This window comes from Paraburkholderia sp. BGA-UO-ETr-F21, assembly GCF_059567925.1.
The window spans coordinates 175,419-199,127 of the sequence record NZ_JCAQOY010000037.1; the positions used below are offsets into that span (position 1 = coordinate 175,419).

General features: G+C 61.8%; 20 protein-coding genes. 14 read left to right on the plus strand and 6 right to left on the minus strand.

Features of this window, described 5'->3' with window-relative positions:
• The first annotated feature begins 35 nt into the window (after positions 1-35).
• From AC57B1_RS24455 to AC57B1_RS24470, 4 genes are all read left to right on the plus strand, one after another.
• The gene (locus AC57B1_RS24455) at positions 36-758 is read left to right on the plus strand and encodes a FadR/GntR family transcriptional regulator (RefSeq protein WP_286162109.1); all 723 of its coding nucleotides are present in this window, start codon (positions 36-38) and stop codon (positions 756-758) included.
• A gap of 109 nt (positions 759-867) precedes the next feature.
• A complete protein-coding gene (locus AC57B1_RS24460; RefSeq protein ID WP_496418953.1) occupies positions 868-1,635 on the plus strand; it encodes an SDR family oxidoreductase in 768 nt (255 codons plus the stop codon).
• 97 nt (positions 1,636-1,732) lie between these two features.
• Positions 1,733-3,025, plus strand: coding sequence for an MFS transporter (locus tag AC57B1_RS24465; protein ID WP_408351749.1), 1,293 nt, complete (start codon positions 1,733-1,735; stop codon positions 3,023-3,025).
• A gap of 53 nt (positions 3,026-3,078) precedes the next feature.
• Positions 3,079-4,326, plus strand: coding sequence for an enolase C-terminal domain-like protein (locus AC57B1_RS24470; RefSeq protein ID WP_496418954.1), 1,248 nt, complete (start codon positions 3,079-3,081; stop codon positions 4,324-4,326).
• 23 nt (positions 4,327-4,349) lie between these two features.
• Here AC57B1_RS24470 and AC57B1_RS24475 read toward each other — a convergent pair whose 3' ends face one another.
• Positions 4,350-4,658, minus strand: a complete 309-nt coding sequence (locus tag AC57B1_RS24475; RefSeq protein WP_408351743.1) for a hypothetical protein — start codon at positions 4,656-4,658, stop codon at positions 4,350-4,352.
• Positions 4,659-5,003: 345 nt separating this feature from the next.
• Positions 5,004-5,987 carry a GlxA family transcriptional regulator gene (locus AC57B1_RS24480; protein ID WP_408351740.1) on the minus strand — a complete coding sequence of 328 codons (984 nt, stop codon included), beginning with the start codon at positions 5,985-5,987 and terminating at the stop codon, positions 5,004-5,006.
• A gap of 1,072 nt (positions 5,988-7,059) precedes the next feature.
• Here AC57B1_RS24480 and AC57B1_RS24485 point away from each other — a divergent pair.
• A complete protein-coding gene (locus tag AC57B1_RS24485) occupies positions 7,060-7,245 on the plus strand; it encodes a hypothetical protein (RefSeq protein WP_091803709.1) in 186 nt (61 codons plus the stop codon).
• A 109-nt stretch (positions 7,246-7,354) separates the two neighbouring features.
• Here the strand turns inward: AC57B1_RS24485 and AC57B1_RS24490 are convergent, their stop codons facing one another.
• On the minus strand, positions 7,355-7,552 hold the full coding sequence (locus AC57B1_RS24490) for a hypothetical protein (RefSeq protein WP_408351737.1): 198 nt from the start codon (positions 7,550-7,552) through the stop codon (positions 7,355-7,357).
• Between the two features lie 558 nt (positions 7,553-8,110).
• Between AC57B1_RS24490 and AC57B1_RS24495 the strand changes: the two genes are divergently transcribed.
• Positions 8,111-8,644 (plus strand): GNAT family N-acetyltransferase, encoded by a 534-nt coding sequence (locus AC57B1_RS24495; protein WP_496418955.1) that lies wholly within the window; start codon positions 8,111-8,113, stop codon positions 8,642-8,644.
• Between the two features lie 47 nt (positions 8,645-8,691).
• On the opposite strand, the gene AC57B1_RS24500 is transcribed toward AC57B1_RS24495, so the two are convergent.
• Positions 8,692-9,750, minus strand: a complete 1,059-nt coding sequence (locus AC57B1_RS24500) for a response regulator transcription factor (protein ID WP_496418956.1) — start codon at positions 9,748-9,750, stop codon at positions 8,692-8,694.
• Positions 9,743-13,207, minus strand: a complete 3,465-nt coding sequence (locus AC57B1_RS24505) for a hybrid sensor histidine kinase/response regulator (protein ID WP_496418957.1) — start codon at positions 13,205-13,207, stop codon at positions 9,743-9,745. The genes AC57B1_RS24500 and AC57B1_RS24505 overlap by 8 nt, the downstream gene beginning before the upstream one ends.
• Before the next feature lie 252 nt (positions 13,208-13,459).
• Between AC57B1_RS24505 and urtA the strand changes: the two genes are divergently transcribed.
• The 7 genes from urtA (at position 13,460) to AC57B1_RS24540 (ending at position 20,160) form a co-directional block, all read left to right on the plus strand.
• Positions 13,460-14,725: an urea ABC transporter substrate-binding protein gene (urtA, locus tag AC57B1_RS24510; RefSeq protein ID WP_091803694.1), complete on the plus strand. Its 1,266-nt coding sequence runs from the start codon at positions 13,460-13,462 to the stop codon at positions 14,723-14,725.
• 74 nt (positions 14,726-14,799) lie between these two features.
• Positions 14,800-15,717, plus strand: coding sequence for an urea ABC transporter permease subunit UrtB (gene urtB, locus AC57B1_RS24515; protein WP_496418958.1), 918 nt, complete (start codon positions 14,800-14,802; stop codon positions 15,715-15,717).
• Positions 15,718-15,777: 60 nt separating this feature from the next.
• Positions 15,778-16,941, plus strand: a complete 1,164-nt coding sequence (urtC, locus tag AC57B1_RS24520; RefSeq protein ID WP_496418959.1) for an urea ABC transporter permease subunit UrtC — start codon at positions 15,778-15,780, stop codon at positions 16,939-16,941.
• A complete protein-coding gene (gene urtD, locus AC57B1_RS24525) occupies positions 16,938-17,681 on the plus strand; it encodes an urea ABC transporter ATP-binding protein UrtD (protein WP_091803689.1) in 744 nt (247 codons plus the stop codon). The genes urtC and urtD overlap by 4 nt, the downstream gene beginning before the upstream one ends.
• A 72-nt stretch (positions 17,682-17,753) precedes the next feature.
• The gene (gene urtE, locus AC57B1_RS24530; RefSeq protein WP_408186433.1) at positions 17,754-18,443 is read left to right on the plus strand and encodes an urea ABC transporter ATP-binding subunit UrtE; all 690 of its coding nucleotides are present in this window, start codon (positions 17,754-17,756) and stop codon (positions 18,441-18,443) included.
• Between the two features lie 36 nt (positions 18,444-18,479).
• Positions 18,480-19,712, plus strand: a complete 1,233-nt coding sequence (gene fmdA / locus AC57B1_RS24535; protein ID WP_091803684.1) for a formamidase — start codon at positions 18,480-18,482, stop codon at positions 19,710-19,712.
• A gap of 118 nt (positions 19,713-19,830) precedes the next feature.
• A complete protein-coding gene (locus tag AC57B1_RS24540; protein ID WP_408186432.1) occupies positions 19,831-20,160 on the plus strand; it encodes a zinc ribbon domain-containing protein in 330 nt (109 codons plus the stop codon).
• Positions 20,161-20,200: 40 nt separating this feature from the next.
• On the opposite strand, the gene AC57B1_RS24545 is transcribed toward AC57B1_RS24540, so the two are convergent.
• Entirely contained in the window at positions 20,201-22,165 is a 1,965-nt protein-coding gene (locus AC57B1_RS24545) for a sigma-54-dependent Fis family transcriptional regulator (RefSeq protein WP_496418960.1), read from the minus strand.
• 440 nt (positions 22,166-22,605) lie between these two features.
• Here AC57B1_RS24545 and AC57B1_RS24550 point away from each other — a divergent pair, with 440 nt between their 5' ends.
• Positions 22,606-23,670: an ATP-NAD kinase family protein gene (locus AC57B1_RS24550; RefSeq protein WP_496418961.1), complete on the plus strand. Its 1,065-nt coding sequence runs from the start codon at positions 22,606-22,608 to the stop codon at positions 23,668-23,670.
• Positions 23,671-23,709 lie beyond the last annotated feature (39 nt).

Here is a 23,709-nt window from a genome sequence, read left to right on the forward strand (position 1 = left end):
TATCTTCTACATCATACGTATGATCTAGAGAGTGAATGGTGGCGACGCTACATAGGCAGGTCCTGAACCAGATGGGCGAACAGATCTGTTCCGGCAAGTTCATGCCCGGCGATATCCTTCCCGCCGAGCCGATTCTGGCCGAGCAGATGCAGGTGAGCCGCATCACCATCCGCGAGACGATGAAGTCGCTCTCGGCCAAGGGCATGCTGCAGGTGCGCCGCCGCTACGGCACGATCGTGCTGCCGCGCTCGCAGTGGCAACTGTTCGATCCCGACGTGATCACCTGGCGCGCGCGCGCCGGCACGGTCGAGCCGGGTCTGATCGAAGACCTGATGGAATTGCGCCTGATCATCGAACCGAACGCCGCCAAACTCGCCGCCAAACGCGCAACGCCGGAAGATCGCGTGGCGGTGCGCCGTGCCTTCAAGGCGATGGAGCGCGCGGTGGCTGGTCACGGCGAATACGTTCCCGCCGACCTCGCGTTTCACGGCGCGATCCTGGCGGCCTGTCACAACCAGTTCGTCCAGCAGATGCAGAACGCGCTGTCGGCGATTCTGCGCACGAGCTTCGAGCTCAGCTCGGAAATCGCCGGTGGTCCGGCCCGTTCACTGCCCATGCACGAGGCGCTGTGCATCGCGATCGAGCAGGGCGATCCGGAGGCCGCTGAACAGGCCGTACTCACGCTCATCAAACGCGCTGAGCAGGATTTCGAAGACCGCGCGGCATTGAACGACACCGCCAACGATCAACCGGCCTGACGCAAGCCTCTCTCGCGGACAGCCAGCCCATGAACTTGAAACGCGACGTGCAGCGCCGTCGCGATGGGCGTACTCGCGCCTTTTCTCCCGATTGCACAGAGGATCCAGCATGACCCAACTATTCGATCTCACCGGCCGCACGGCGCTCGTCACCGGTTCGGCACGCGGCATTGGCTTTGCGCTGGCCGAGGGGCTGGCCGCGGCGGGCGCGCGCGTCGTGCTCAACGGCACGCGTGCGGATACGGTTGCCGAGTCGGTCGGCAAACTTGCCGGCAACGGTTACCAGGCACTGGGTCGCGCATTCGACGTCACCGACGAGACCGCTGTCGCCGAGGCTTTCGCGCAGTGGGACAAAGACGGCGTGCAGATCGACATTGTCGTGAATAACGCGGGCATCCAGTTTCGCAAGCCGCTCGTCGATCTCGAACTGAGCGACTGGCAGCGCGTGATCGACACCAACCTGACGAGCGCTTTCATCGTCGCGAAGCAGGCTGCGCGACGCATGATCGCGCGCGGCGCGGGCGGCAAGATCATCAACATCGGTTCGCTCACGAGCGAAGCAGGCCGCGCGACAGTCGGCGCTTACACCGCGGCGAAGGGCGGCATCAAGATGCTGACCCGCGCGATGAGCGCCGAGTGGGCCGCCTCGGATATCCAGGCGAACGCGATCGGCCCTGGCTACATCCTCACCGACATGAACAAACCGCTGATCGAGAACGCCGCTTTCGACGCATGGGTGAAAAGCAGCAACCCCTCGCAACGCTGGGGCAAACCGGAAGAACTCGTCGGCACGGCGGTCTTTCTCGCGTCGCCCGCGTCGAGCTATGTGAACGGCCAGATCATTTACGTGGACGGCGGATGGCTGGCCGTACTCTGAAACTTTATTGAATGCAGGTCCGCGCGAGTACAGCAGAACAAATAAACGACTCGCGCGCAGTCAACCGTTGTATGCGCCGTACCGATCCGGAGACATCATGGAAAGCGTCAAGCCCGTAGCAACTCAAAGATGGTGGTATCTGATGCCCATCATCTTCATTACATACAGCCTCGCCTATCTCGATCGCGCCAATTACGGCTTTGCCGCCGCAGCCGGGATCGACAGGGATCTCGGGATCACGCACGGCACGTCCTCGCTGATCGGCTCGCTGTTCTTTCTCGGCTATTGTCTGTTTCAGGTGCCCGGCGCGATCTACGCGCAGCGCAACAGCGTGAAGAAACTGATCTTCTTCAGCCTGATTCTGTGGGGACTGTGCGCGGCCGCAACCGGCATGGTCAGCAATATTCCGATGCTGATGGTGCTGCGCTTCACGCTCGGCGTCGTGGAAGCCGCCGTCATGCCGTCGATGCTGATGTACATCAGCCGCTGGTTCACCCGGACCGAGCGCTCGCGCGCCAACACCTTCCTGATTCTCGGCAATCCGGTGACGGTCTTGTGGATGTCGGTGGTATCGGGCTATCTGGTGCGCAGTTTCGGCTGGCGTGAAATGTTTGTTATTGAAGGTGCGCCGGCGCTCATCTGGGCGGTGGTGTGGTGGTTCACGGTCAAGGATCGTCCGGCCGACGCGCCGTGGATGAGCGAAGCCGAAAAGACCGAACTCACCGCGCGCCTCAAAGCCGAGCAGGCCGACATTGCGCCGGTGCGCGACTACAAGACGGCGTTGCGTTCGTCGATCGTGATGAAGTTCTGCGCGATCCACGCGCTCTGGAGCATCGGCGTGTACGGCTTCATCATGTGGTTGCCGTCGATCCTCAAGGCAGCGTCCACGATCGATATCGTTTCGGTCGGCTGGCTTGCCGCCGTGCCGTACCTCGCGGCGATCATCCTCATGCTGCTCGCCTCGTGGCTCTCGGACAAGACACGCAATCGCAAGCTGTTCGTATGGCCGTTGCTGCTGGTGGGCACGGTAGCGTTCGTCGCGTCGTATCTGATCGGCGGATCGCATTTCTGGATCTCGTTCGCGCTACTGGTCGTGGCGGGCGCAACGATGTACGCGCCGTACGGTCCGTTCTTCGCGCTGGTGCCCGAGCTGATTCCGAGCAACGTGCTCGGCGGCGCGATCGGTCTCATCAACGCATGCGGCGCGCTCGGTGCTTTCGCGGGCTCGTGGGTGGTGGGCTATCTGAACGGCGCGACCGGCAGCCCGGCGGCTTCGTACATTTTCATGGCGGGCGGCCTGCTGCTCTCCGTGATCCTGATGATGACCGTGCCCGCGCATTCCGATCAGCGTGCGAAGCGTGAAGCGCAGCTCTCGTTGAATCGCACGTAATACGCTGACCGTGCCGACTGGTTCTCTCTGATTCGTTTCTGGCAGGCTGAAAAATGGCAACTTTGATTACCGATGTAAAGGTCATTCTGACCGCGCCGGAAGGCATCAACCTGATCGTCGTGAAGGTGGAGACCAGCCAGCCGGGTCTGGTCGGATTCGGCTGCGCGACATTTGCTTACCGCCACGTAGCGGTCAAATGTCTGATCGAGGAATATTTGCGGCCGCTGCTGATTGGACGCGATGCCGAGGCGATCGAGGAAATCTGGCAATTGATGCATCAGAACGCTTACTGGCGCAATGGGCCGATCGAGAACAACGCGATCTCCGGCATTGATATGGCGTTGTGGGATATCAAGGGCAAGCAGGCCAATATGCCCTTGTATCAGTTGTTCGGCGGCAAGTGCCGTGAAGGCGTGCCGATTTACCGGCATGCCGACGGCCGCGACCTCAATGAACTTTGCGAGAACATCCAGAAGTATCGCGAGCAGGGCATCACGCATATTCGCTGTCAGAGCGGCGGCTATGGCGGGGGCGGCTATGGCAAGGCGCCGTCGAGTGCGCCTTCGGGTTCGGCGGACGGTGTGTATCTGGACAGCAGAAAGTACATGCGCGAAACCCTCAAGCTGTTCGACGGCATTCGCAGCAAGATCGGTTTCGACGTCGCGTTGTGCCACGACGTGCACGAACGTCTCAAACCGGTTGAAGCGATCCGCTTTGCGTGCGAACTGGAGCAATACGATCTGTTCTTTCTCGAAGATGCGATCGCGCTCGAAGAGGGCGAATGGATGCGGCAGTTGCGTGCGAAGACCACCACGCCGCTGGCTCAGGGTGAGCTATTCAATAACCCGTACGAATGGCGCTTTCTGATCACCGAACGTCTTGTCGACTATATTCGCGTGCATTTGAGCCAGATCGGGGGCATCACGGCCGGGCGCAAGCTGCAGATTTTCGCCGAGCAGTTTGGCGTAAGGACGGCGTGGCACGGACCGGGCGACATGTCGCCGATGGCGCATGCGGCGAATATCCATATCGATCTCGCCGCGCGTAATTTCGGCGTGCAGGAGTGGTCCGGCACCGAGCCGCCCAACTTCGTGATCCAGGACCTCAAAGGTCCGCGGGCTGCGTTGCTCGACGTTTTCCCAGGGCTTCCCGAGTTCAGGGATGGCTACGTCTATGCGAATGACAAACCCGGTCTCGGCGTGGAGCTCGATGAAGCCGAGGCGGCAAAATATCCGTGCGAGAACAACGTTACGACGTGGACTCAGACACGATTGAAAGACGGGACGTTGCAGACGCCGTGAAGGGCGTGAAGCTTGAAGGGCAACTATTCGTAGCCGAGCCTGTGACTCAGAATGGGGGCGAAAAAGAGTGCAATCGCGGAGCCGGCTGCTTTACCCTCAAGTTCCGCGGCCGCAGTCGCGGCCTGCATTCCATACGAGTACACGAACAAATCGAATAACTGGGGAAGGCAGTAAAGCGCTGCGATCGCAATGCAATAAGCTTGCACGACGGATATGCGCCATCCCTTCTCGAAGGCGACGGCAGCGCAGACAATGCGCATAACGGCGAACAGAACGAGCGCACCCACCGCCGCCTGTTCGCGGATCAGATACTCTGGAATGAACTCGCCCATACTGCTATGCACTCGCTACGTTAAACCGTCGGAATAAAAAGCCATCCATTGAACCTTTGTGATCGAATGGCCAGTTGGTTGGGGCGATCGTCCTTGCGCGGGAAGAACGAATCGACAGGTTTGAATGTTACTGAAGCTCTATTAGCGCAACGAAAGCTCGGCTGAATGAACCACAATCTTGGCCGATAGAGTCAAGGGGCGCCGTCCGTCAAGCGATTGCTCGGACCCGTCTTCGCAAGACCCGCAGTCTGTTGGCCGGGTCTGCGACTCGTACGCCAGCACCTGTTCGTCGGCGAGGAGCGATTGAATCGCGTCCCGTTGACCCCGCACCTTCGCGTAAGACTTTTACGGTGCCACCTGGTTGCGCATCCGGTAATCAGTCGGCGTTGTCGCCAGGTATTTCCTGAACAGTTTCGACAACTGGCCGCCGCTGCCAATACCGCAACGGCGCGCGATCTTGTCGACGGGCAGACGCGATTCGACCAGCATCCGGCAACTCATATTCAAACGCGCGCGAAGCAGATAGTCGGAGGGTGTGATGCCGATCTCAGTCTTGAAGCGGCGCAGGAAGTTGCGCTCGCTCATCGCCGCGACCTGCGCCGCGTCGTCGATTGAGATGGGACGATCGACGTTCGCTTCCAGCCAACGCGCCGACGCCAGGATTTTCTCGCTGATTTGGGGCGTCGCGCCAAGTGTGAGCGACGCGTTGAAGGGCGCTTTCGGCTGAGGCGCGATCGACCCGGCGACCTGTTGTGCCAGATCCGCACCGAGGTCCTCTTCGACGATGCGCAGCGCCGTCATGACGGCACTCGGCGCTTCTGTCAGCGATCGCGCCGGATGCAGGCCGTGGGCTTCGCTGCCTCCATAAAGAAGCGGACAGTAGCGACTAGGTAGCCCGGCCGCCGCGAGCAGCAGTTGCCCTTCCGCGATCGGATGCACGATCTCGCTGAACGGATGCCTGCGGCGCAGCCAGTCACTCAATCGCTCGTCGCGACACGCCTGCTGCACGCCCGGACCGCCTGCAATGAACAACAGGTGTGACTCGTTCGTGCCTCGGTGCGACTGGACGTCGTCGGTCCAGACGAATACCGATGACGAACTGGCAATGCGCCCACCCGCGGCGGACAGCAACGAGACGTCGTAGCGTGCGCGGCCCGATCGCTGCGCCGCGGCGAGCGAGTTAGCCTTCTGAAAAATCTCGATGATTGCAGCGACCTTAGGCAATGCGAAACCATTGAACAGTGCGATGTCGACGCGTGTCAGAGCGCTGGTTTGCATCGGCACGGCACTTTGCCGTGAATTGCGCGGCAGAGTATGTACCAAATCCATTTATTTTTCCCCGGAAATTTGTGGTCTGCAAAGTCTTCTCCCCAAGACCCTGTCTTTTTCTTATTGGCTCATGCTATACGTTTGATTCTGACGACAATATTTCATGGCTGAATTGGCCAACACGTTGGCTGTTTGCGACACGGAATGGTCAGGCGGTCCACAGCCTTGCTGGGCGTCTGATTCGTCCCGGAAGGCGGGTAATATTTCGAAATTGCCGGTGCACTTTTCAACAGAAGCGAGACGGAATGTATAGTGCATATATTCTTCATTTATCAGCGATGCGGAATTATTGCTGTCCGATATTGGCGAATTGGCCAAACCAGGCGAAATATATCGCGAGAAATGAATTCTTGGTTAGGTTTATCCCACTTGAGTGCATCGGCTACGTTGTGTGGTGCACTGTCACGAATGTCTGCCATTCGTATCGGGAAGTGGGCGCCTCGGCGCCTCGCGCATGCCGTCCCGAGGTTTGGTCTTCTCGGACAGAAGCTTTCCGATAACCGCCGCAAAGTGGAGCAACACATCGGAAGCGTTAGAATGACGCCCGGTCGGTCAAGCCATGCGCTTGCAGATGGGTGACCATATAGGTCGTCGCCCGTCGGCGGCACTGTCCATCTGCCGAGGACGCAGCAACACGATACGTCCTAGGAAACGACCGCCTTCACATTTGTTCAATGTGACACCCTCGCAAGCCGACTCTCCCGTCACTGCGGAGCCTGGTCATCACGAGTCGGTGCGTTCGGCATCGGTCCGGGCACGAGCGTTGAGCGTGTCGATTTCCCTCCGGATCAACCAGAGCTATGAATTCGCGCCGGCTGCCCGCCTGGCAGTCTTTCCGGCGTGCGCGGCCTGCCGGTGTTCAGCAGGCGTGGCATCGCGATCCGCGCGGGTTTTCGAGTAAGGAGTTTCCTGTCTCCTTGCGCACGGAACGCGCTTGTATCATGTGGAGCGCTATCTTCAACTCGTTCACCGCACATGCATCGTCTTGCGGCCGGGTCGAGGTGGAAAAAATTTTTAGCAAACGATTGCGCCTCAGGCTAAATAAGCTCTACGCGTGACCGTTAACGGATTCATGCACAAACAAGACATTCAGACAATTGTTTCCGCAGCTCGCGAAACGGCCAATTCCATTGTTGGTGCGCGCGAGTGGAAAACGGCCGAAGATGCCAGCGCAATGCGCGACGTGATCTTCTGGGACATGCTCGCCAAGCGATTGCCTGACGCGGACATTGCAGAACTGCTGTCAATGTTCGATTAGACCGCGGCGTCGACACGGCGGCGCGTGCTCCCACTCGGCGCGCTTCGGAGCTATTGCCCAGCGAGACGTCACGCGCACGATCGCGGACGTGTCTGATACACCACCTCGGCTACGGGTCCCCAAGGCCGATCACAGAAAAAATCTTGACAACCGATCCTTGCTTCGGTTGACGCTTGCCCTGTTGCTGAATGAAGACTTGCATCGCGCGCGCCATCTCTTGCCCTGAAAGTTTGCGATAGGCGCAGATGTTGTAGGTGACGCCGTGTTGCCAATCCTTGATGAAATTATCTACGTTCGGTAGTTGCATGCTTTCCTCGAAAGCGTCATGCGGTTTTGCAACTGGAGCGGGTCGTCTTTTCACCCGAGCATGAGGCCGGCAGTCGTCACGCGTACTGCCTGATATTGAAGAGGTCCACGAAAAAGAGCCTGCCGCCCGAGGGAGCGGCAGGCCGAAAAATCGAGGGGTGGGGTTCGCTTGAGAGAAGCCCCCTCGAAAGACCGAAGGCCAGTTTAGTCGCTCGAAGGGGGCGGCGGACGCACACGGCGGATGAAGTCACGCTCTTGACCGAACAGGACATATGAAAGCGCTGATTCAGGCGGAATTGGTCCAAACACGCAATGGCGATGCCAAGGTTTCGCCCCAATCGGGGATTGCACAACTTTTGTTTTTGTCCGTCGGCCGGGAATAAAATCGTTTGAAGAGCTTTAGCAGAAAGTTGCTCTTTCAACCGGCGTTTGAGGCGCTGAGGCGCAACGGCTGATTACGGTACGGGCCATGCATACAGCCATGAATCGACAGTCGACGCAGGTTTCTGATTTCTCGACAATCGTAGACATATAGACGACGCTCAAAGGGTGGCGGCCGATGGCGCAGCGACAGACGGATATTTGGCTTGAATCAGCGCGCCTCTCGATCAGGCCGTTTTCGGCCGACGATGCAGACGAAGCTTTCATGTGCATCACCCCCTCGCTGACCCGCTACATGGGCTGGGAGCCACCCGCTTCCCGACATGATTTCAATGTTGTCTGGCGGTCCTGGATACCGAAGATAGACGACGGATCGGACTACGTCTTCGTGGTGCGTCAACGCGCAGACGGGAGTTTTCTCGGATTGGCAGGGCTTCATCACGTAAGGACCGAGGCTCCGGAACTCGGCATCTGGATTCGTGAAGATCGCCATCGGCAGGGCTTTGGCCGTGAAGCTGTAACGTTGGTTGCACAATGGGCAACGCGCGCAATAGGCTGTAAGAGCTTTACGTATCCGGTTGCCGAGGAAAACCGACCCAGCCGCCGCATTGCCGAATCTCTCGGCGGTGTTATCGTGGAAGGCCGTGTAACGCCGAAGTACAAGTCTGTCGTGTACCGTATTCCTGGCCAAGCGCCCACAAGCAACGGATAGACAATTCTGGCCGGTGCGTCGACCGAACCCGCCGTTGTCCAGTTGCGTCAATACCGCGTGCTCGCCTTCGCCGCAATCGCCGCAGCAGCCGCGCGCGTCTCAACATGCAGCTTGCCGAATACATGTTCGAGGTGCTTGTTCACCGTGCGTGGCGCCATGCCGAGAATGTCGCCGATATCCCGGTTCGTTTTGCCGCGCGAGAGCCACAGCAGCACCTCCGCTTCTCGCGCCGTCAGGCCGAATTGGGAGGCGAGGGCGCTGGTATGAGCGGCGTCGTCGAATTCTTCCAGCAGGATCACCCATTCGCCGCGCGTCGCGGGTCCCAGTACGCGCGCAACGCGGCGCACGCGGTCGGCGGCGGCCTCGAAGGCGGCTTGCAGGTCGCAACCGGCTTCGATCCAGCGCGCGAGCCATTGCGCCAGTACGGCAGGCAGCCGTGGGCCGGATTCGACGAGCGGGTGATGCAACAGCCTCGCTTCGTCGGCACGGCCGGGTGTCAACGAAGCCGACACGAGGCAGCCTTCGCCATCATTTCCCCCTTCTGTCAGGTTGCGCCCCGTGTCGTACCACGCGAGCCGCTGCCGCGCCAGATCGCTCTGCCATCTGATTTCGCCGCTCGCCGCCGCGATCAGCGCCGCGCGCATTCCGATCTCCAGCACCCTGTCCGCCTGACGCTGCTGGCGCGAACGCTGCACGTGCGCGGCAATCCGCGCGCTGACCTCGCTTGGCTTGACCGGCTTGGTGACGTAATCGATACCGCCCACGCGAAATCCCTGCACCACATGTTCGCTATCGGTCAGTGCGGTCATGAAGATCACGGGCAGATGCCGGTTGCGCGGATCGGCCTTGATCTGCCGGCAGGTCTCGAAGCCGTCGAGGCCAGGCATCAGCGCGTCGAGCAGAACGGCGTCGGGCGTGATGCGCGCGAGGCGTTGCAGCGCGGATTGACCATCGAGCGCCACCAGTACCGCGTAGCCGGACGCTTGCAGCGTATCGGAGAGCAGAGCGAGATTGTCGGGCGTGTCGTCGACGATCAGCACCACCGGTTTGCCGTCGGGCAAGTCCGGTTGCGTATCGGGCGGCAGAAGCAAAGTGTCGTCATGCATCGGGATTGACCTGCTGGGTAGGCGCGAGCAGATGCGCGAGTTCGGTCAGCCGGAAGCGGCGCGCAAGCGCGCGCAACGGTTCGAGCACGCTGGCGAGTTCCGGTGCGCCATGCTCGGCGGCGTCGAGTTGTTCGATAAAGCCCTGCACGTAGCCCATTTCCAGTTGCGCATGCAGCTTCTCGCGCAACGTGGCGGGCAGGCTCGCCGTCACGTCAGCGCGTGCAACGGGGGAGGCACTCGCACCGGTTTCGGTCGGCTCGACAATCCAGTGCAGTTGCAGCAGCGCGGCCAGTTTGTCGAGCAGGAGCGGAATGTAGAGCGGCTTGGCAAGGTAGTCGTCACAACCGGCTGCGGCGCCTTTGTCGCGATCGTCCGCGAATGCGTTGGCCGACAGGATCAGAACTGGCGCGGCAGACAGATGGTTGTCGCGAATCAGGCGGCTTGCCTCGAAGCCGTCCATGTCCGGCATCGACACATCCATCACGATCAGATCCGCGGACGCGGTCCCGAGCCATTGCAGCGCCTCCGGTCCGCTGGCGGCTTCCACGACGTGAAAGCCCAGCGGCGTCAGCGTCTGCACGACAATGCGGCGTTGCTCCGCGAGATCGTCCACGACCAGCACCGTGCGGCGCGGCCCATCGTAACCCTTCACGTTGAGCGGGCCGCTCGCCAGCAACTGCGGCGCACGCACTTCAGGCGCGAACAGCTTGACGATAAAGCGCGTGCCTTTGCCCACTTCGCTTTGCACTTCCAGGTTGCCGCCCATCAATTCCGTGAGCATCCGGCAGATGGTCAATCCCAGCCCCGCGCCATGATCGTGTTCGCGCGCCGCCGTGCCGCGCTCGAACGGCAGGAATAGCCGTTCCAGTTCGGTGGCCGGCATGCCGGGGCCGGTATCGGCGATTTCGAAGGTAATGGTCTCCCACGCATAGCTCGCGCGCACCTTCACCGAGCCGTGAGAGGTAAAGCGGATCGCGTTGCCGATCAGGTTGATGAGAATCTGCCGCACGCGCTTTTCGTCGATGCGCACCACCTCCGCCATGCGCCCGCCCGTCTGGAATTCGAACTGCAGGCCTTTGTCGGTGGCTTGCGGTTCCAGCATCGCGGAAAGTTGCGTGACGAAATCGGGCAGCGAAATCTCGGTTACGTTCAACTGTAGTTTGCCGGCTTCGATCCGCGCAACGTCGAGCAGGCCGTCCACCAGCGCCAGCAGATGCCCGCCGCTGCGGTAGATGGTCTCCACCGCATTGCGCCGCGCTGGCGGCAGTTCGTCGGTGCCTTGCAGCAGCAGTTGCGCGTAACCAAGGATGCTGTTGAGCGGCGTGCGCAGTTCGTGACTCAGACCCGTCACATAGCGGCTCTTGGCACGGTTGGCGGATTCGGCCGCGGCGCTTGCGCGCTGAAGCGCGGCGTCGGTCTTGCGGTGCGCTTCGATTTCCTGCATCAGCAATTCGGCTTGCCGTTGCGATTCTTCCTGCGTGACCTTGCGGTTTTCGTTGGCGAGCACGAGCCACCACGCCGCAATACACCCGACCAGCGCCAGCGCGAAAAACGCCTTCAGATAGCCCTGCAACAGCACGTCGTGGACGGTCGTGTCGAGATCGGGCAGGGTGCGCACGCTCTGATACCACTGCACCGCCAGCACGCCGCCGAGTAGCGTCAGCACGGCGATCAGCAACCCGGCGTACTGCGCAAGCCGCAAGCCCGCCGGCCCGAGCTTGAGCTTGGGAAAGAGCGTGCGCATCGAGCTGCCGAATTGCGCGGGCAGCCGCGCGTGCGGTTTGCAGGAGTCGTTGCAGCGGGAATCGAGCGAGCAGCACAGCGAACAGATCGAACCGGCGTAAGCCGGGCAGTGCGCCATGTCCTCGCGTTCGAAGGTGTTCTCGCAGATCACGCAGCGCAGTATCGCGCCCTGTTCGAGGTCGCGGCCGTCGCGCGCCAGATAGAAGCGTCCGCGTGTGGCGATGGCCAGCAGCGGCGCGCAGATGAACGCGACCAGCAACGCAATGAACGACGACAGCGCTTCAGCCGTGGCGCCGAAGACACCCGCATGCGAGAGCGCGGCAATCAGCGAAGCGATCAGCATGGCGCCCACGCCGACCGGGTTGACGTCGTACAGGTGCGCGCGTTTGAACTCGACATGGCGCGGGCTATACCCGAGCGGCTTGTTGATGACGAGATCGCCCACCACCGCGCCAATCCAGGCAATCGCCACGTTGGCGTACAGCGCAAGCACCTTGCTGATGGCTTCGAACACGCCCATTTCAACGAGCAGCAGCGCAATCAGCACATTGAACACAAGCCACACCACGCGCCCCGGATGGCTGTGCGTGAGCCGTGCAAAGAAATTCGACCACGCGAGCGAACCGGCATACGCGTTGGTCACGTTGATCTTCAGTTGCGACACGATGACGAACAGCGTCATCGCGGCGAGCGCGCCTTCGGGCGAGTGGAACACGTACTGATACGCGACCAGATACATCTGCGTGGGCTCGACGGCCTTGACCGGATCGATCTCGTGCTGAATGGCGAGAAAGGCGAGGAACGCGCCTCCCAGCATTTTCATCGCGCCGGGTACGATCCAGCCAGGGCCGGCCGCGATCAGCGCGGCCCACCAGCGAAAGCGATTGGCGCGCGTGCGCGGCGGCAAAAAGCGCAGATAGTCGACCTGCTCGCCAATCTGCACGATCAGCGAAAACACCACGGTGCAGCCCGCGCCGAACGCGACGAGATTGAACTCGTGGCCGTTGCCCGAAACGCCGCGAAACGTCACCCATTGCGCGAGCACATGCGGCTCACGCCACAACACCACGACGTACGGTACGACCAGCAGCACGAGCCACAACGGCTGGGTCCAGCCCTGCAGACGGTTGATGAACGTAATGCCGAAGGTCACGACCGGAATGATCACGAGCGCGCTGATCACGTAAGCCACGGAAAGCGGCACCTTCAGATACAGCTCCAGCGCGAGCGACATGATGGCCGCTTCCAGCGCGAAAAAAACGAAAGTGAAGACCGCATAAATCAGCGAGGTCAGCGTCGAGCCCATATACCCGAAGCCCGCGCCGCGCGTGAGCAGGTCCATGTCGACGCCGTTGCGTGCGGCGTAATAGCTGATCGGAATGCCCGTCAGGAAGATCAGCAGTGAGACGGCGAGGATCGCGCAGAGCGCGTTGGTGAAACCGTAGTTCACCACCAGCGCGCCACCAATCGCTTCGAGCACCAGAAACGACACCGCGCCGATCGCCGTATTGGCGACGCGGAATTCCGACCAGCGCCGGAACGTGCGCGGCGTGAAACGCAGCGCGTAGTCCTCGAGCGTCTCGTCGCCGACCCACGCGTTGTAGTCGCGGCGGATCTTGACGATGCGCTGCGTGCCGCCTGCGGGCGGGCGCGATGCCCCAGCTTGGGTGGAGGGACCGGCGGGCAGAGGGTTCTGTGGTTGCGTTTGGTGCATCGAGGCCTTTCGTCGGCGGATTCCGTGGCTAGCGGTGCGGCCATGCAAATTGCATTCCATTCGCGCTCGCCTCCTTCCCCTCGCGCCATTGGGCACGCCACGCCGCCGCGATTATAGGGAGCGGATTTTCGTCGCGCCCTACGTCAACTGACGTATTGGGCCGCGCAATTTGGCTACCTACCTTTCGTGGCGTCGACACCGCCATCCGGTTCCCAGCGCGGGTCGCCCGACCACGACTACAAGGAGAATTCGATGTCACACGATGATCAGAACGAGTCCGGCATGCCCTCGGCACTGCGCCGCAAACTGCTGATGGGGCTCGCTGCCGCGCCCGCGCTGGCCATGTCCGGCATCGCGCGGGCCCAACAGTATCCGACCGCGAAGGTCAACACCACGCACCTTGCCGTCACCGACACGGAAGTGACGGTGGGTCAGTTGCACTCGGCGACCGGCACGATGGCGATCTCCGAAACCGGCTCGATTCAGGCCGAACGGCTGGCGATCGAACAGATCAATTCGGCGGGCGGCATTCTTGGCCGCCAGATCAAGGTCATTCAGGAAGACGGTGCATCCGACTGGCCCACCTTCGCTGAAAAGTCGAAGAAGCTGCTGGAGAACGATCACGTCGCCGCCGTGTTCGGCTGCTGGACATCGGCCTCGCGCAAGGCCGTGTTGCCGATTTTCGAACGCGACAACGGCCTGCTGTACTACCCGACCTTCTACGAGGGCCTTGAGCAGTCGCACAACGTGTTCTACACCGGCCAGGAAGCGACGCAACAGATTCTCTGGGGGCTGAACTGGGCGAACCAGACCAAGAAGGCCAAGAGCTTCTTCCTGATCGGCTCGGATTACATCTGGCCGCGCACCTCGAACAAGATTGCGCGCAAGCACATCGAGCAGCATCTGACCGGCTGCAAGGTGGTCGGCGAAGAGTACTACCCGCTCGGCACCACCAACTTCAATTCGCTGATCAACAAGATCAAGATCGCCAAGCCGGATTGCATCTACGCGATCATCGTCGGCGGTTCGAACGTGGCGTTCTACAAGCAGCTCAAAGCGGCCGGCATCACCGCGGACAAGCAGTTCCTGCTGACCATCTCGGTAACGGAAGACGAAGTGCTCGGCATTGGCGGCGAAAACTTCGCGGGCTTCTATTCGGCGATGAAGTATTTCGAATCGCTCGAGAACGACAACAACAAGAAATTCGTTGCGGCATTCAAGGCGAAATACGGACCGAAATCCGTGATCGGCGATGTGACCCAGGCGGCCTACCTCGGGCCATGGCTCTGGAAAGCGGCGGTGGAGAAGGCAGGCAGCTTCGACGTCGACAAGGTGGTGGCGGCCTCGCCCGGCATCGAATTGAAGACCGCACCCGAAGGCTACGTGAAGATCCACGCGAACCATCACCTGTGGAGCCGCACGCGCATCGGTCAGGCGCAGGCCGACGGCCAGTTCAAGGTGGTCGCGGAATCGCCGGATCTGATCGAGCCCAATCCGTTCCCGAAGGGCTACCAGTAATCACCGCGGCAAGCCGCGCGTGCGGCGCGCCCGCCGCAGTGCGGGCGCGCGCCGATCAATTCGAGGAGAGCGACATGTCGGCTTCGGACATTCTTAACATCACGCTGATGCAGGGTTTCGCGGGCTTGAGCCTTTTCAGCGTGCTGCTGCTGATGGGGCTGGGGCTGGCGGTGATCTTCGGCCAGATGGGCGTCATCAATATGGCGCACGGCGAATTCATGACGATCGGCGCGTACACGATCTATATGTTCTCGCAACTGGCCGACAACTATTGGCACGGCTTCGCGCCCGTGTATTTCCCGCTCGCCATTTGTGCGGCTTTCGCGCTGGCGTTCGCGGCAGGCTGGGTCGCGGAGTGGGCGTTGATCCGTCATCTATACCGGCGCCCGCTCGACACCTTGCTGGCCACCTGGGGGCTGAGCCTCGGCATGCAGCAGGTATTCCGCTCGGTGTTCGGTCCGAAAGAAGTGAGCCCGACTTTGCCCGACTGGCTGATGGGCTCATGGTCGCCGAAGCGGGGCCTCGACATTCCGATCAATGGCCTCTTCGTGATGAGCCTCGCCGTGCTGATGACAGGCGGCGTGCTGCTGGCGCTATACCGCTCGCGCTGGGGCCTGCGTGTACGGGCCACGGTGGCGAACCGTCAGATGGCGAATGCCGCGGGCATCGACACACGCAAGACCGACCGGTTGACCTTTGCGATCGGCTGCGGCATGGCGGGCGTCGCGGGCGCGGCGTTCACCGCGATCGGTTCCACCGGGCCGACTAGCGGCTCGCTCTACATCGTCGATTCATTCCTCGTGGTGACGTTCGGCGGCGCCGCGAGCCTGCTCGGCACGGTGGCGTCCGCGTTCGGCATTGCGCAGATGCAGTCGATCAGCGAGTTCTTCATGACGGGTTCGTCGGCGCGCGTGGTGACGCTGTTGACCATCGTGATCGTGCTGATGCTCCGGCCGCAAGGACTTTTCGCGTCGAAGGTGCGCCGTGCGTGATCTTTCATTGAGTGCGCATCTGAACCGACCTATCAATTGCTTCAGCCCGGAGAAACGCATATGGACCCGCTGAACCCTTCCGCCGGCGTGCCCGCCTCGCCGGATCATGCAACCGGGCGCGCCGGCCTGCGGCCCGCGCTATGGCGCTGGCTGACGACCGATGGCTACGGCAGCATCGCCGTGCTGGCAGCGCTGATTCTCGTGGTGTTTCCGCTCGCGCTCGACGTGTTCCGTCTGAACCTGATGGGCAAGTACCTGACCTACGCGTTCGTTGCCGTCGGCCTCGTGATGGCGTGGGGCTACGGCGGCGTGCTGAGCCTCGGGCAAGGCGTGTTCTTCGGCCTCGGCGGCTACTGCATGGCCATGTTCCTCAAGCTCGAAGCCTCCGACCCGATCAGCACGAAAATCCAGTCGACGCCCGGCATTCCCGACTTCATGGACTGGAACCAGCTCACCGCTTTGCCGTTCTGGTGGAAGCCGTTTCATTCGCTGCCGTTCGCGCTCGCGGCGGTGGTGGTCGTACCGTGCGCGCTGGCGTTCGTGGTGGGCTTTGCCATGTTCAAGCGGCGCGTGGGCGGCGTGTACTTCGCCATCATCACGCAGGCGGTGGCGCTGATTCTTTCGGTGCTGATCATCGGCCAGCAAGGGTATACGGGCGGCGTGAACGGCATTACGGATTTGCGCACGCTGCTTGGTTGGGACATTCGCGGCGACGGTGCGAAGCTGATCCTGTACTTCGTCAATGCGGTCCTGCTGCTGGTGGCAATTCTCTGTTGCCGGCAAATCCAGCGCAGCAAGCTCGGCACGCTGCTGCTCGCCATGCGCGACAAGGAAGACCGCGTGCGTTTTTCGGGCTACGACGTGGCCATGTTCAAAGTGTTCGCGTTCTGCGTCGCCGCGATACTGGCCGCGATCGGTGGCGCGATGTTCACGTTGCAGGTGGGTTTCATGTCACCGTCGTTCGTGGGGATCGTGCCTTCCATTGAAATGGTGATCTATGCCGCTGTCGGCGGACGCATGTCGCTGGTCGGTGCGGTCTACGGCGCGGTGCTCGTCAATCTCGGCAAGACGTGGTTTTCGGAGAGCTTTCCGAACCTGTGGCTATTCCTGATGGCTGCGCTCTTCATTGGCGTGGTGATGGCATTTCCGAACGGGCTCGCCGGTCTCTACGACAGTCATGTGAAGCCGTGGCTCGCGCGCCGCGGCGCAAGGAGCGCCTCATGAGCAATACCGATTTCGTGCTGGCTGTGGAAGAGCTGAGCGTCTCGTTCGACGGCTTCAAGGCGATCGATTCGCTCAACCTGTATGTGGATCGCGGCGAGCTGCGCGTGGTGATCGGACCGAACGGCGCGGGCAAGACCACGCTGCTCGATCTCATCTGCGGCAAGACGCGTGCGACCCACGGCAGCATCAAGTTCCGCAACGAAGAGATGACGCAGTTGCCGGAGTTTCGCCGCGTGCGAAAAGGGATAGGCCGCAAGTTCCAGACACCGTCTATCTACGAAAACCTCTCCGTGTTTCAGAACCTCGAAGTGTCGTTTCCGCGAGGACGTGGCGTGTTCGGTGCGCTGGCGTTTCGCCGCACCGACGACGTGATGGACCGCGTGAGAAGCGTGGCTGGTGAGATCGGCCTCGCCAGTCAGCTCGATCTCGAAGCCGGCTTGTTGTCGCACGGGCAGAAACAGTGGCTGGAAATCGGCATGTTGCTGATGCAGGAGCCCGAACTGTTGATGCTCGACGAGCCGATCGCCGGCATGAGCGTGCGCGAGCGCGAGGTCACGGCCGAGCTGCTCAAACGGATCTGCCAGAACCGTTCGATGATCGTTATCGAACATGACATGGCTTTCGTCGAGCAGATCGCCCACAAGGTCACGGTGATGCACCAGGGAAAGATTCTCGCCGAGGGCGCGATGGAACAGGTGCAAAACGACCCACGCGTGATTGATGTCTATCTGGGCCACTGAGTCGTGTACGAAGTCGAACGAACCACGAGTTGGACAGGAGGCGGCCGTGAAACGAGCAACGAGGAGCCCAGCATGTTGAATGTCGACGACGTATTCGTCAGTTATGGCCAGAGCGAAGCCTTGCACGGCATCAGCTTCAGCGCCGCCCGCAACGAGACCGTGGCGATCATGGGACGCAACGGCATGGGCAAGACCACGCTGTTCAAGTCGCTGATCGGCATTTTGCCGCTCAAGGCGGGTTCGGTACAGGTGGATGGCGAAGAGGTCTCGCGCGATGAAAGTTTCCGGCGCGTCGCCAAAGGTATCGCGTACGTGCCACAGGGGCGGCAGATTTTCTCCACCTTGAGCGTGGAGGAGAACATCCAGACCGGTCTGGAGAACTCGCCTACGAAGCGCGTGCCCGAAGAGATCTATGCGCTCTTTCCGGTGCTCTATGAGATGCGCTCGCGCAAGGGCGGCAACCTGTCCGGCGGTCAGCAGCAACAACTGGCGATTGCCCGCGCGCTGGTGACGGAGCCCAAGGTGCTGTTGCTCGACGAGCCCACCGAGGGCATTCAGCCGTCCATCATCAAGGACATTGCGCGCGCGTTGAATGAGATCCGCAAGCTGCGGGACATCACGATAGTCGTGTCCGAGCAGGTCCTGAGTTTCGCACTCGATGTGGCTGACCGGCTCTTCGTTATCGAAGGCGGGCGCCTCGTGCATGAGAGCACGCGCAGCGACGCCGACACCGCGAAGATTCGCGAGTATCTGTCGGTGTGAGCCGACTGTCTGCAATTTCCAAGAGGAGAGTTTGCAATGGCTGAAACGCTAATCAAGGTCGATCTGAACCAGTCGGCCTACGACAACGAGAACGTCCACAACCGCTGGCATCCGGATATTCCGATGGCCTGCTGGGTCAATCCGGGCGACGATTTCATTCTGGAGACCTATGACTGGACCGGGGGCTTCATCAAGAACAACGACAGTGCCGACGACGTGCGCGATATCGATCTCTCCATCGTGCACTTCCTCTCGGGACCGGTGGGCGTGAAGGGCGCGGAGCCGGGCGATCTGCTGGTGGTGGACCTGCTCGACATCGGCGCGAAGCAGGAGAGCCAATGGGGCTTCAACGGTTTCTTCTCGAAGAAGAATGGCGGTGGTTTCCTGACCGACCATTTTCCCCAAGCACAAAAGTCGATCTGGGATTTTCATGGTCTCTACACGAGTTCGCGCCATATTCCCGGCGTGAATTTCGCGGGCCTGATTCACCCGGGGCTGATCGGCTGCCTGCCTGATCCGAAGATGCTGGCCACCTGGAACGAGCGCGAAGCCGGGTTGATCGCCACCGACCCGCAACGCGTTCCCGGCCTCGCCAATCCGCCGTTCGCCGCCACGGCGCACATGGGGCGCCTCGCCGGAGACGCGCGCGACAACGCCGCCGCCGAGGGCGCGCGCACCGTGCCGCCGCGCGAGCATGGCGGCAATTGCGATATCAAGGACCTGTCGCGCGGTTCGAAAGTTTATTTCCCGGTGTACGTGGATGGCGCGGGTCTTTCCGTCGGCGATCTGCACTTCAGCCAGGGCGACGGTGAAATCACCTTCTGCGGCGCCATTGAAATGGCCGGCTGGGTGCATATGAAGGTGGAGTTGATCAAAGGCGGCATGGAGAAATACGGGATCAAGAACCCGATTTTCAAACCAAGCCCGATCACACCCAACTATAACGACTACCTGATCTTCGAAGGCATTTCAGTCGACGAACAGGGCAAGCAGCACTATCTGGACGTGCATATCGCCTACCGTCAGGCGTGCCTGAATGCGATCGAGTACCTGAAGAAGTTTGGTTACTCGGGCGCTCAGGCTTACTCGATTCTGGGCACGGCGCCGGTGCAGGGGCATATCAGCGGCGTCGTGGATGTACCGAACGCGTGCGCGACGCTCTGGTTGCCGACGCAGATTTTCGACTTCGATATCCAGCCGACTTCCGCAGGGCCCGTCAAGCACATTACCGGCGGCGTGGATCTGCCTTTGTCACCGGATCTGGTCTGACGTAGGCGGCTGTTGAGACACCGGAAAGGGTTGTGGCTGGAAGGCCGCCGTGCTGAATTTGTCCTTGGCGCGGCGGTCGTTGGAGATAGAACGAATCAAGGTACTCAAGGACCATACCATGCCGACATATGATTACCGTTGCGAGAACTGCGGCCCATTCGCGGCGATCCGCCGCGTGGCCGAGCGCGACATGCCTTGCGCATGCCCCACCTGCGACACGCCGGCGCAACGCACCTTGAGCTTGCCTTCGTTGTCGTTGATGGCGGCGAGCGCGCGCGCCGGGCATCAGGTCAACGAGCGTTCGGCGCATGCGCCGCAACGCTCGGGCGAGTACAAGCACCGGCATGGGCCGGGTTGTGGATGCGGATCGGGCAGCACCAAGGGCGCGACGACCGCGGGCGGCCTCAAGACCAATCCCGCGGGCAGGCCATGGATGATCAGCCACTAACGCTAGTGCCGTTGGATTATCGGCGCCTGCGGAAAAAGCATTAGCAGCGATGCGGCCCGACGATCCCCAGTTTCGCGATACGCCGGTATAAGGTCGCGCGCGACATGCCCAGTGATTGCGCCGCGGCGTTGGGCCGCCATTGATGTTGCGTCAGCGCTTCGACAATGCGCGTACGCTCGTCGCACGGGTCCTGCTGCGCGAACGCCGACACCAATGCGCGATTGCTCGCGCCCTCGGGTGCCAGCAATGCCGCAACGTCCGGCGCGATATGCCGCAATTCAACGCGCGCGGAATCGCACATCGCGCAGGCGTAACGCAGTACGTTGCGTAACTGGCGAATGTTGCCCGGCCATGCAAAGGCCGCGAGGCGTTCGGCGAGGCGTGGGTCGAGCGTGAGGACATGCCCGGCCATTTGCGCTTCTTCGTCGAATACGGCCGCGATCATGTCGCCGATATCCGCGCGTTCGCGCAACGGCGGCATCGGCAAGCTGGCGCCGCTCAAGCGGTAATAGAGATCTTCGCGGAACGATCCTTCCGCCACCATCTGCGCGAGATCGCGGTGCGTGGCGCAGATCACGTCGATATCGACGCGCACGGGCGCATCGCCACCGAGCGGCATCACCTCGCCTTCCGCCAGCACGCGCAGCAACCGTGTTTGCAGATTGAGCGGCATATCGCCGATTTCGTCGAGAAACAACGTGCCGGTATGCGCCTGGGCGATCTTGCCGCGAGCGCCGCGGCTGCGTGCGCCGGTAAAGGCGCCGGGCGCGTAGCCGAATAGTTCGCTCTCGATCAGCGATTCGGGAATCGCCCCGCAATTCACGGCGATAAATGGCCGTGTACGTCTCGCGCCCGAATCATGCACGGCGTGCGCGAAGACTTCCTTGCCGACGCCGGTCTCGCCGAGAATCAGAATTGGCAGCCTTTTGCCGATGATGCGCAATGCCACCGACGCATTGTGCGCGATGCGTGCATCGGCGCTTTTCAGAAAACGGCCCAATGCGCCGACTTGCAGATCGTCCTGAGTCTCGCCGCGCGATTGCCGCGCGGCACCGGCCGCCGTGCCGGTTGTCGCACGCGAAGCGCGTTTGAGCGGGGCACGAATGCGCGCGTGCAAAGTGGCGCCCGTCGCGCGCAGGCGCAAGCAGACAATCGCATCGGTACGCGCGACGTCGTGCAGGTGCACGTCGGTCGTGTCGAATATCTCGTCGATGTGGCGTGGACCGTTCAACGCAGGAATGCACTCGCGCGCCTTGCGATTGGCGGCGACCAGATTGCCGCATTCGTCGAACGCGATCAGCACTTCGGGTTGCGCCTCGACGAAGTTGCGGCTCGAATGACCGAACAGGATCCAGTGCTGCGCGGTTTGATTGAGGAAATAGCCGTCCTCGATCAGGCCGGCACTTTGACGCACCAGTTGGAACACCAACCGCTGACTGTCGCGGTTATCCGGCGAGCGCACGGCGGAGGCGTCGAGCACGCCGATCATCTCGCCGGTCGGCGCGAAAATCGGCGCGGCGCTGCAGGTCAAGGTCGTGAAGGCGGCGCGAAAGTGATCGGTCTTGTGCACCGTGATCGGCGCGAGATCGGTCAGTACGCTCGCCACGCCACACGTGCCTTCTTCACGTTCAGACCAGCATGATCCGATATACAGTCCCGCGTGCTTGAAATCGCTGCGGCGTTCGCGCTCGATCCGGTAGTCGATCGTGATGCCGTGCGCATCCGTGAGCATCACGCAATAGTCGGCGACGCGAATCATGTCGTGCAGGCGGCTCAGGCACTGGCCCGAGGCACGCAGGAAAGCCTCCTCTTTTCCCTGCACTTCGCGCAATTCGGCGGACGTCAGGACGCGTGGGCCGATCGCCGCCCCGGGATCGAGCCGATATTGTTCGAACGAGCGTTGCCACGACGATACGAGGCGCGTGGAATCGGCCGGCGCGGGAAGCCGTCCTTCGATGGCGCCGCGCACGCGTTCGACGTGCTGGTTTTGCGAAACGTAAGGCATGGTCGGCTCCGGTCGAGCGACACGCAGTCAGGTCAGGCTGTTCTTGTAGCACATCCTGCCGCATCAATCACATTGCAATGCAGCACGCGAGACGCATGAGACGTTTGTCTCAACTCGGGATGAGACGCCGTCTCGCATCGCCTCGATGCAGGTGGCACAAGCGTTTGCACGACTCGGTGCGCAAGCGATGCCGGCCGCTGCACGTCGCACACGCGGTACGTGAGACGCGCCGCGCGTTGCGGCGCACGGCGCGACCAACCCGCCTCGCAACGTGTTCCATGCGCAAGACCCTTTAAACAAGGCACTTTCGCCTGGTCCGACGCTCGCGCGGTGAAATTGGCACACCCCTTGCAGTGTTCTGCTCATGACAAAAGCGTCGTCGCTCGAAGACGGCGCTCCAGATATGAGTCCGCGCAAGACGCGGGCAGGAGACAAGCCCAGTGCCATCGCCAGTGACCGTCGGCGTGATCGCGAACCCTGCGTCGGGTCGTGACATTCGCCGCCTTACCTCCTACGCATCGGTGTTTCCGACAGCCGAGAAAGCCAACATGGTCGTTCGTCTGTTGGCGGGCCTTGGCGTGCTCGGCGTGGATCGCGTGCTGACCTTGCGCGACCGGACCGGCGTTGCCGCGTTGCTGCTGCGCGCGCTCGATACGCATGCCGCGGTCGCCGCGCAGCAACGCTGGCCCGCGGTCGATTTCATCGAACAGCCGATCACCGACAGCGCCGTGGACACGCATGCGGGTGTCGCCGCCATGCTGCAGGCCGGCGTCGAACTGATTGCGGTGCTGGGCGGCGACGGCACGCATCGCGCGGTGGCCGCGCATTGCGGGAGGGTGCCGTTGCTGACCTTGTCGACCGGCACGAACAACGCGTTTCCCGATCTGCGCGAGGCGACGGTCGCCGGTCTCGCCGGCGCTCTGGCCGCGTCCGGCGCGGTGCCGCCAGAAGTGGCGTTCACGCGTAACAAGCGCCTTGTGGTGCGCTGCGTGGCCGGTCCGAACCGCGGCCGTGAAGAGATCGCGTTAGTGGATGTGTGCGTGAGCCGGCAACGGTTCGTCGGTGCTCGCGCCGTATCCGATCCGGCCGATATCGACACGCTCTTTCTCACCTTCGCGTCGCCGGACGGCATCGGGCTTTCGTCGATCGGCGGCGCGTGGGCGCCCGTCGAGCGCACGGCGTCGCACGGTTTGCATCTGCGCTTTGCGCGGCCCGGCGAATCCGGCGTGCCGCTGGTCGCGCCGATTGCACCGGGGCGCGTCGAGCGGGTCTTCATGCGGACCTGCGAGCGTTTCGAAGTCGGCAACTGGGTGCCGCTCGATGCCGAATACGGCACGCTCGCGTTCGACGGCGAGCGCGAAATCGAACTGGAACGCGGCGATCAATACGAAATCTCGCTGGATTGGGACGGGCCGCTCACCGTCGATGTCGAACGCACGCTGCGCTACTCGGCGTCGCGGCAACTGGTTCGTGAAGTGGCAAATGTGGTTGCGCATCAAACGTAGGTTGTAGGCAAGCAGTGCATTCATTCCAAGGAGACACAC

Bases quoted from the DNA above. Each gene is read 5' to 3' on its own strand.
- AC57B1_RS24455 (WP_286162109.1), top strand. From the start codon at position 36: ATGGTGGCGACGCTACATAGGCAGGTCCTGAACCAGATGGGCGAACAG.
- urtE (WP_408186433.1), top strand. From the start codon at position 17,754: ATGTTGAATGTCGACGACGTATTCGTCAGTTATGGCCAGAGCGAAGCC.
- AC57B1_RS24460 (WP_496418953.1), top strand. From the start codon at position 868: ATGACCCAACTATTCGATCTCACCGGCCGCACGGCGCTCGTCACCGGT.
- fmdA (WP_091803684.1), top strand. From the start codon at position 18,480: ATGGCTGAAACGCTAATCAAGGTCGATCTGAACCAGTCGGCCTACGAC.
- AC57B1_RS24500 (WP_496418956.1), bottom strand. From the start codon at position 9,750: ATGCATGACGACACTTTGCTTCTGCCGCCCGATACGCAACCGGACTTG.
- AC57B1_RS24545 (WP_496418960.1), bottom strand. From the start codon at position 22,165: ATGCCTTACGTTTCGCAAAACCAGCACGTCGAACGCGTGCGCGGCGCC.
- AC57B1_RS24485 (WP_091803709.1), top strand. From the start codon at position 7,060: ATGCACAAACAAGACATTCAGACAATTGTTTCCGCAGCTCGCGAAACG.
- AC57B1_RS24495 (WP_496418955.1), top strand. From the start codon at position 8,111: ATGGCGCAGCGACAGACGGATATTTGGCTTGAATCAGCGCGCCTCTCG.
- urtC (WP_496418959.1), top strand. From the start codon at position 15,778: ATGGACCCGCTGAACCCTTCCGCCGGCGTGCCCGCCTCGCCGGATCAT.
- AC57B1_RS24505 (WP_496418957.1), bottom strand. From the start codon at position 13,207: ATGCACCAAACGCAACCACAGAACCCTCTGCCCGCCGGTCCCTCCACC.
- urtA (WP_091803694.1), top strand. From the start codon at position 13,460: ATGTCACACGATGATCAGAACGAGTCCGGCATGCCCTCGGCACTGCGC.
- AC57B1_RS24470 (WP_496418954.1), top strand. From the start codon at position 3,079: ATGGCAACTTTGATTACCGATGTAAAGGTCATTCTGACCGCGCCGGAA.
- AC57B1_RS24465 (WP_408351749.1), top strand. From the start codon at position 1,733: ATGGAAAGCGTCAAGCCCGTAGCAACTCAAAGATGGTGGTATCTGATG.
- AC57B1_RS24540 (WP_408186432.1), top strand. From the start codon at position 19,831: ATGCCGACATATGATTACCGTTGCGAGAACTGCGGCCCATTCGCGGCG.
- AC57B1_RS24480 (WP_408351740.1), bottom strand. From the start codon at position 5,987: ATGGATTTGGTACATACTCTGCCGCGCAATTCACGGCAAAGTGCCGTG.
- AC57B1_RS24475 (WP_408351743.1), bottom strand. From the start codon at position 4,658: ATGGGCGAGTTCATTCCAGAGTATCTGATCCGCGAACAGGCGGCGGTG.
- urtB (WP_496418958.1), top strand. From the start codon at position 14,800: ATGTCGGCTTCGGACATTCTTAACATCACGCTGATGCAGGGTTTCGCG.
- AC57B1_RS24490 (WP_408351737.1), bottom strand. From the start codon at position 7,552: ATGCAACTACCGAACGTAGATAATTTCATCAAGGATTGGCAACACGGC.
- urtD (WP_091803689.1), top strand. From the start codon at position 16,938: ATGAGCAATACCGATTTCGTGCTGGCTGTGGAAGAGCTGAGCGTCTCG.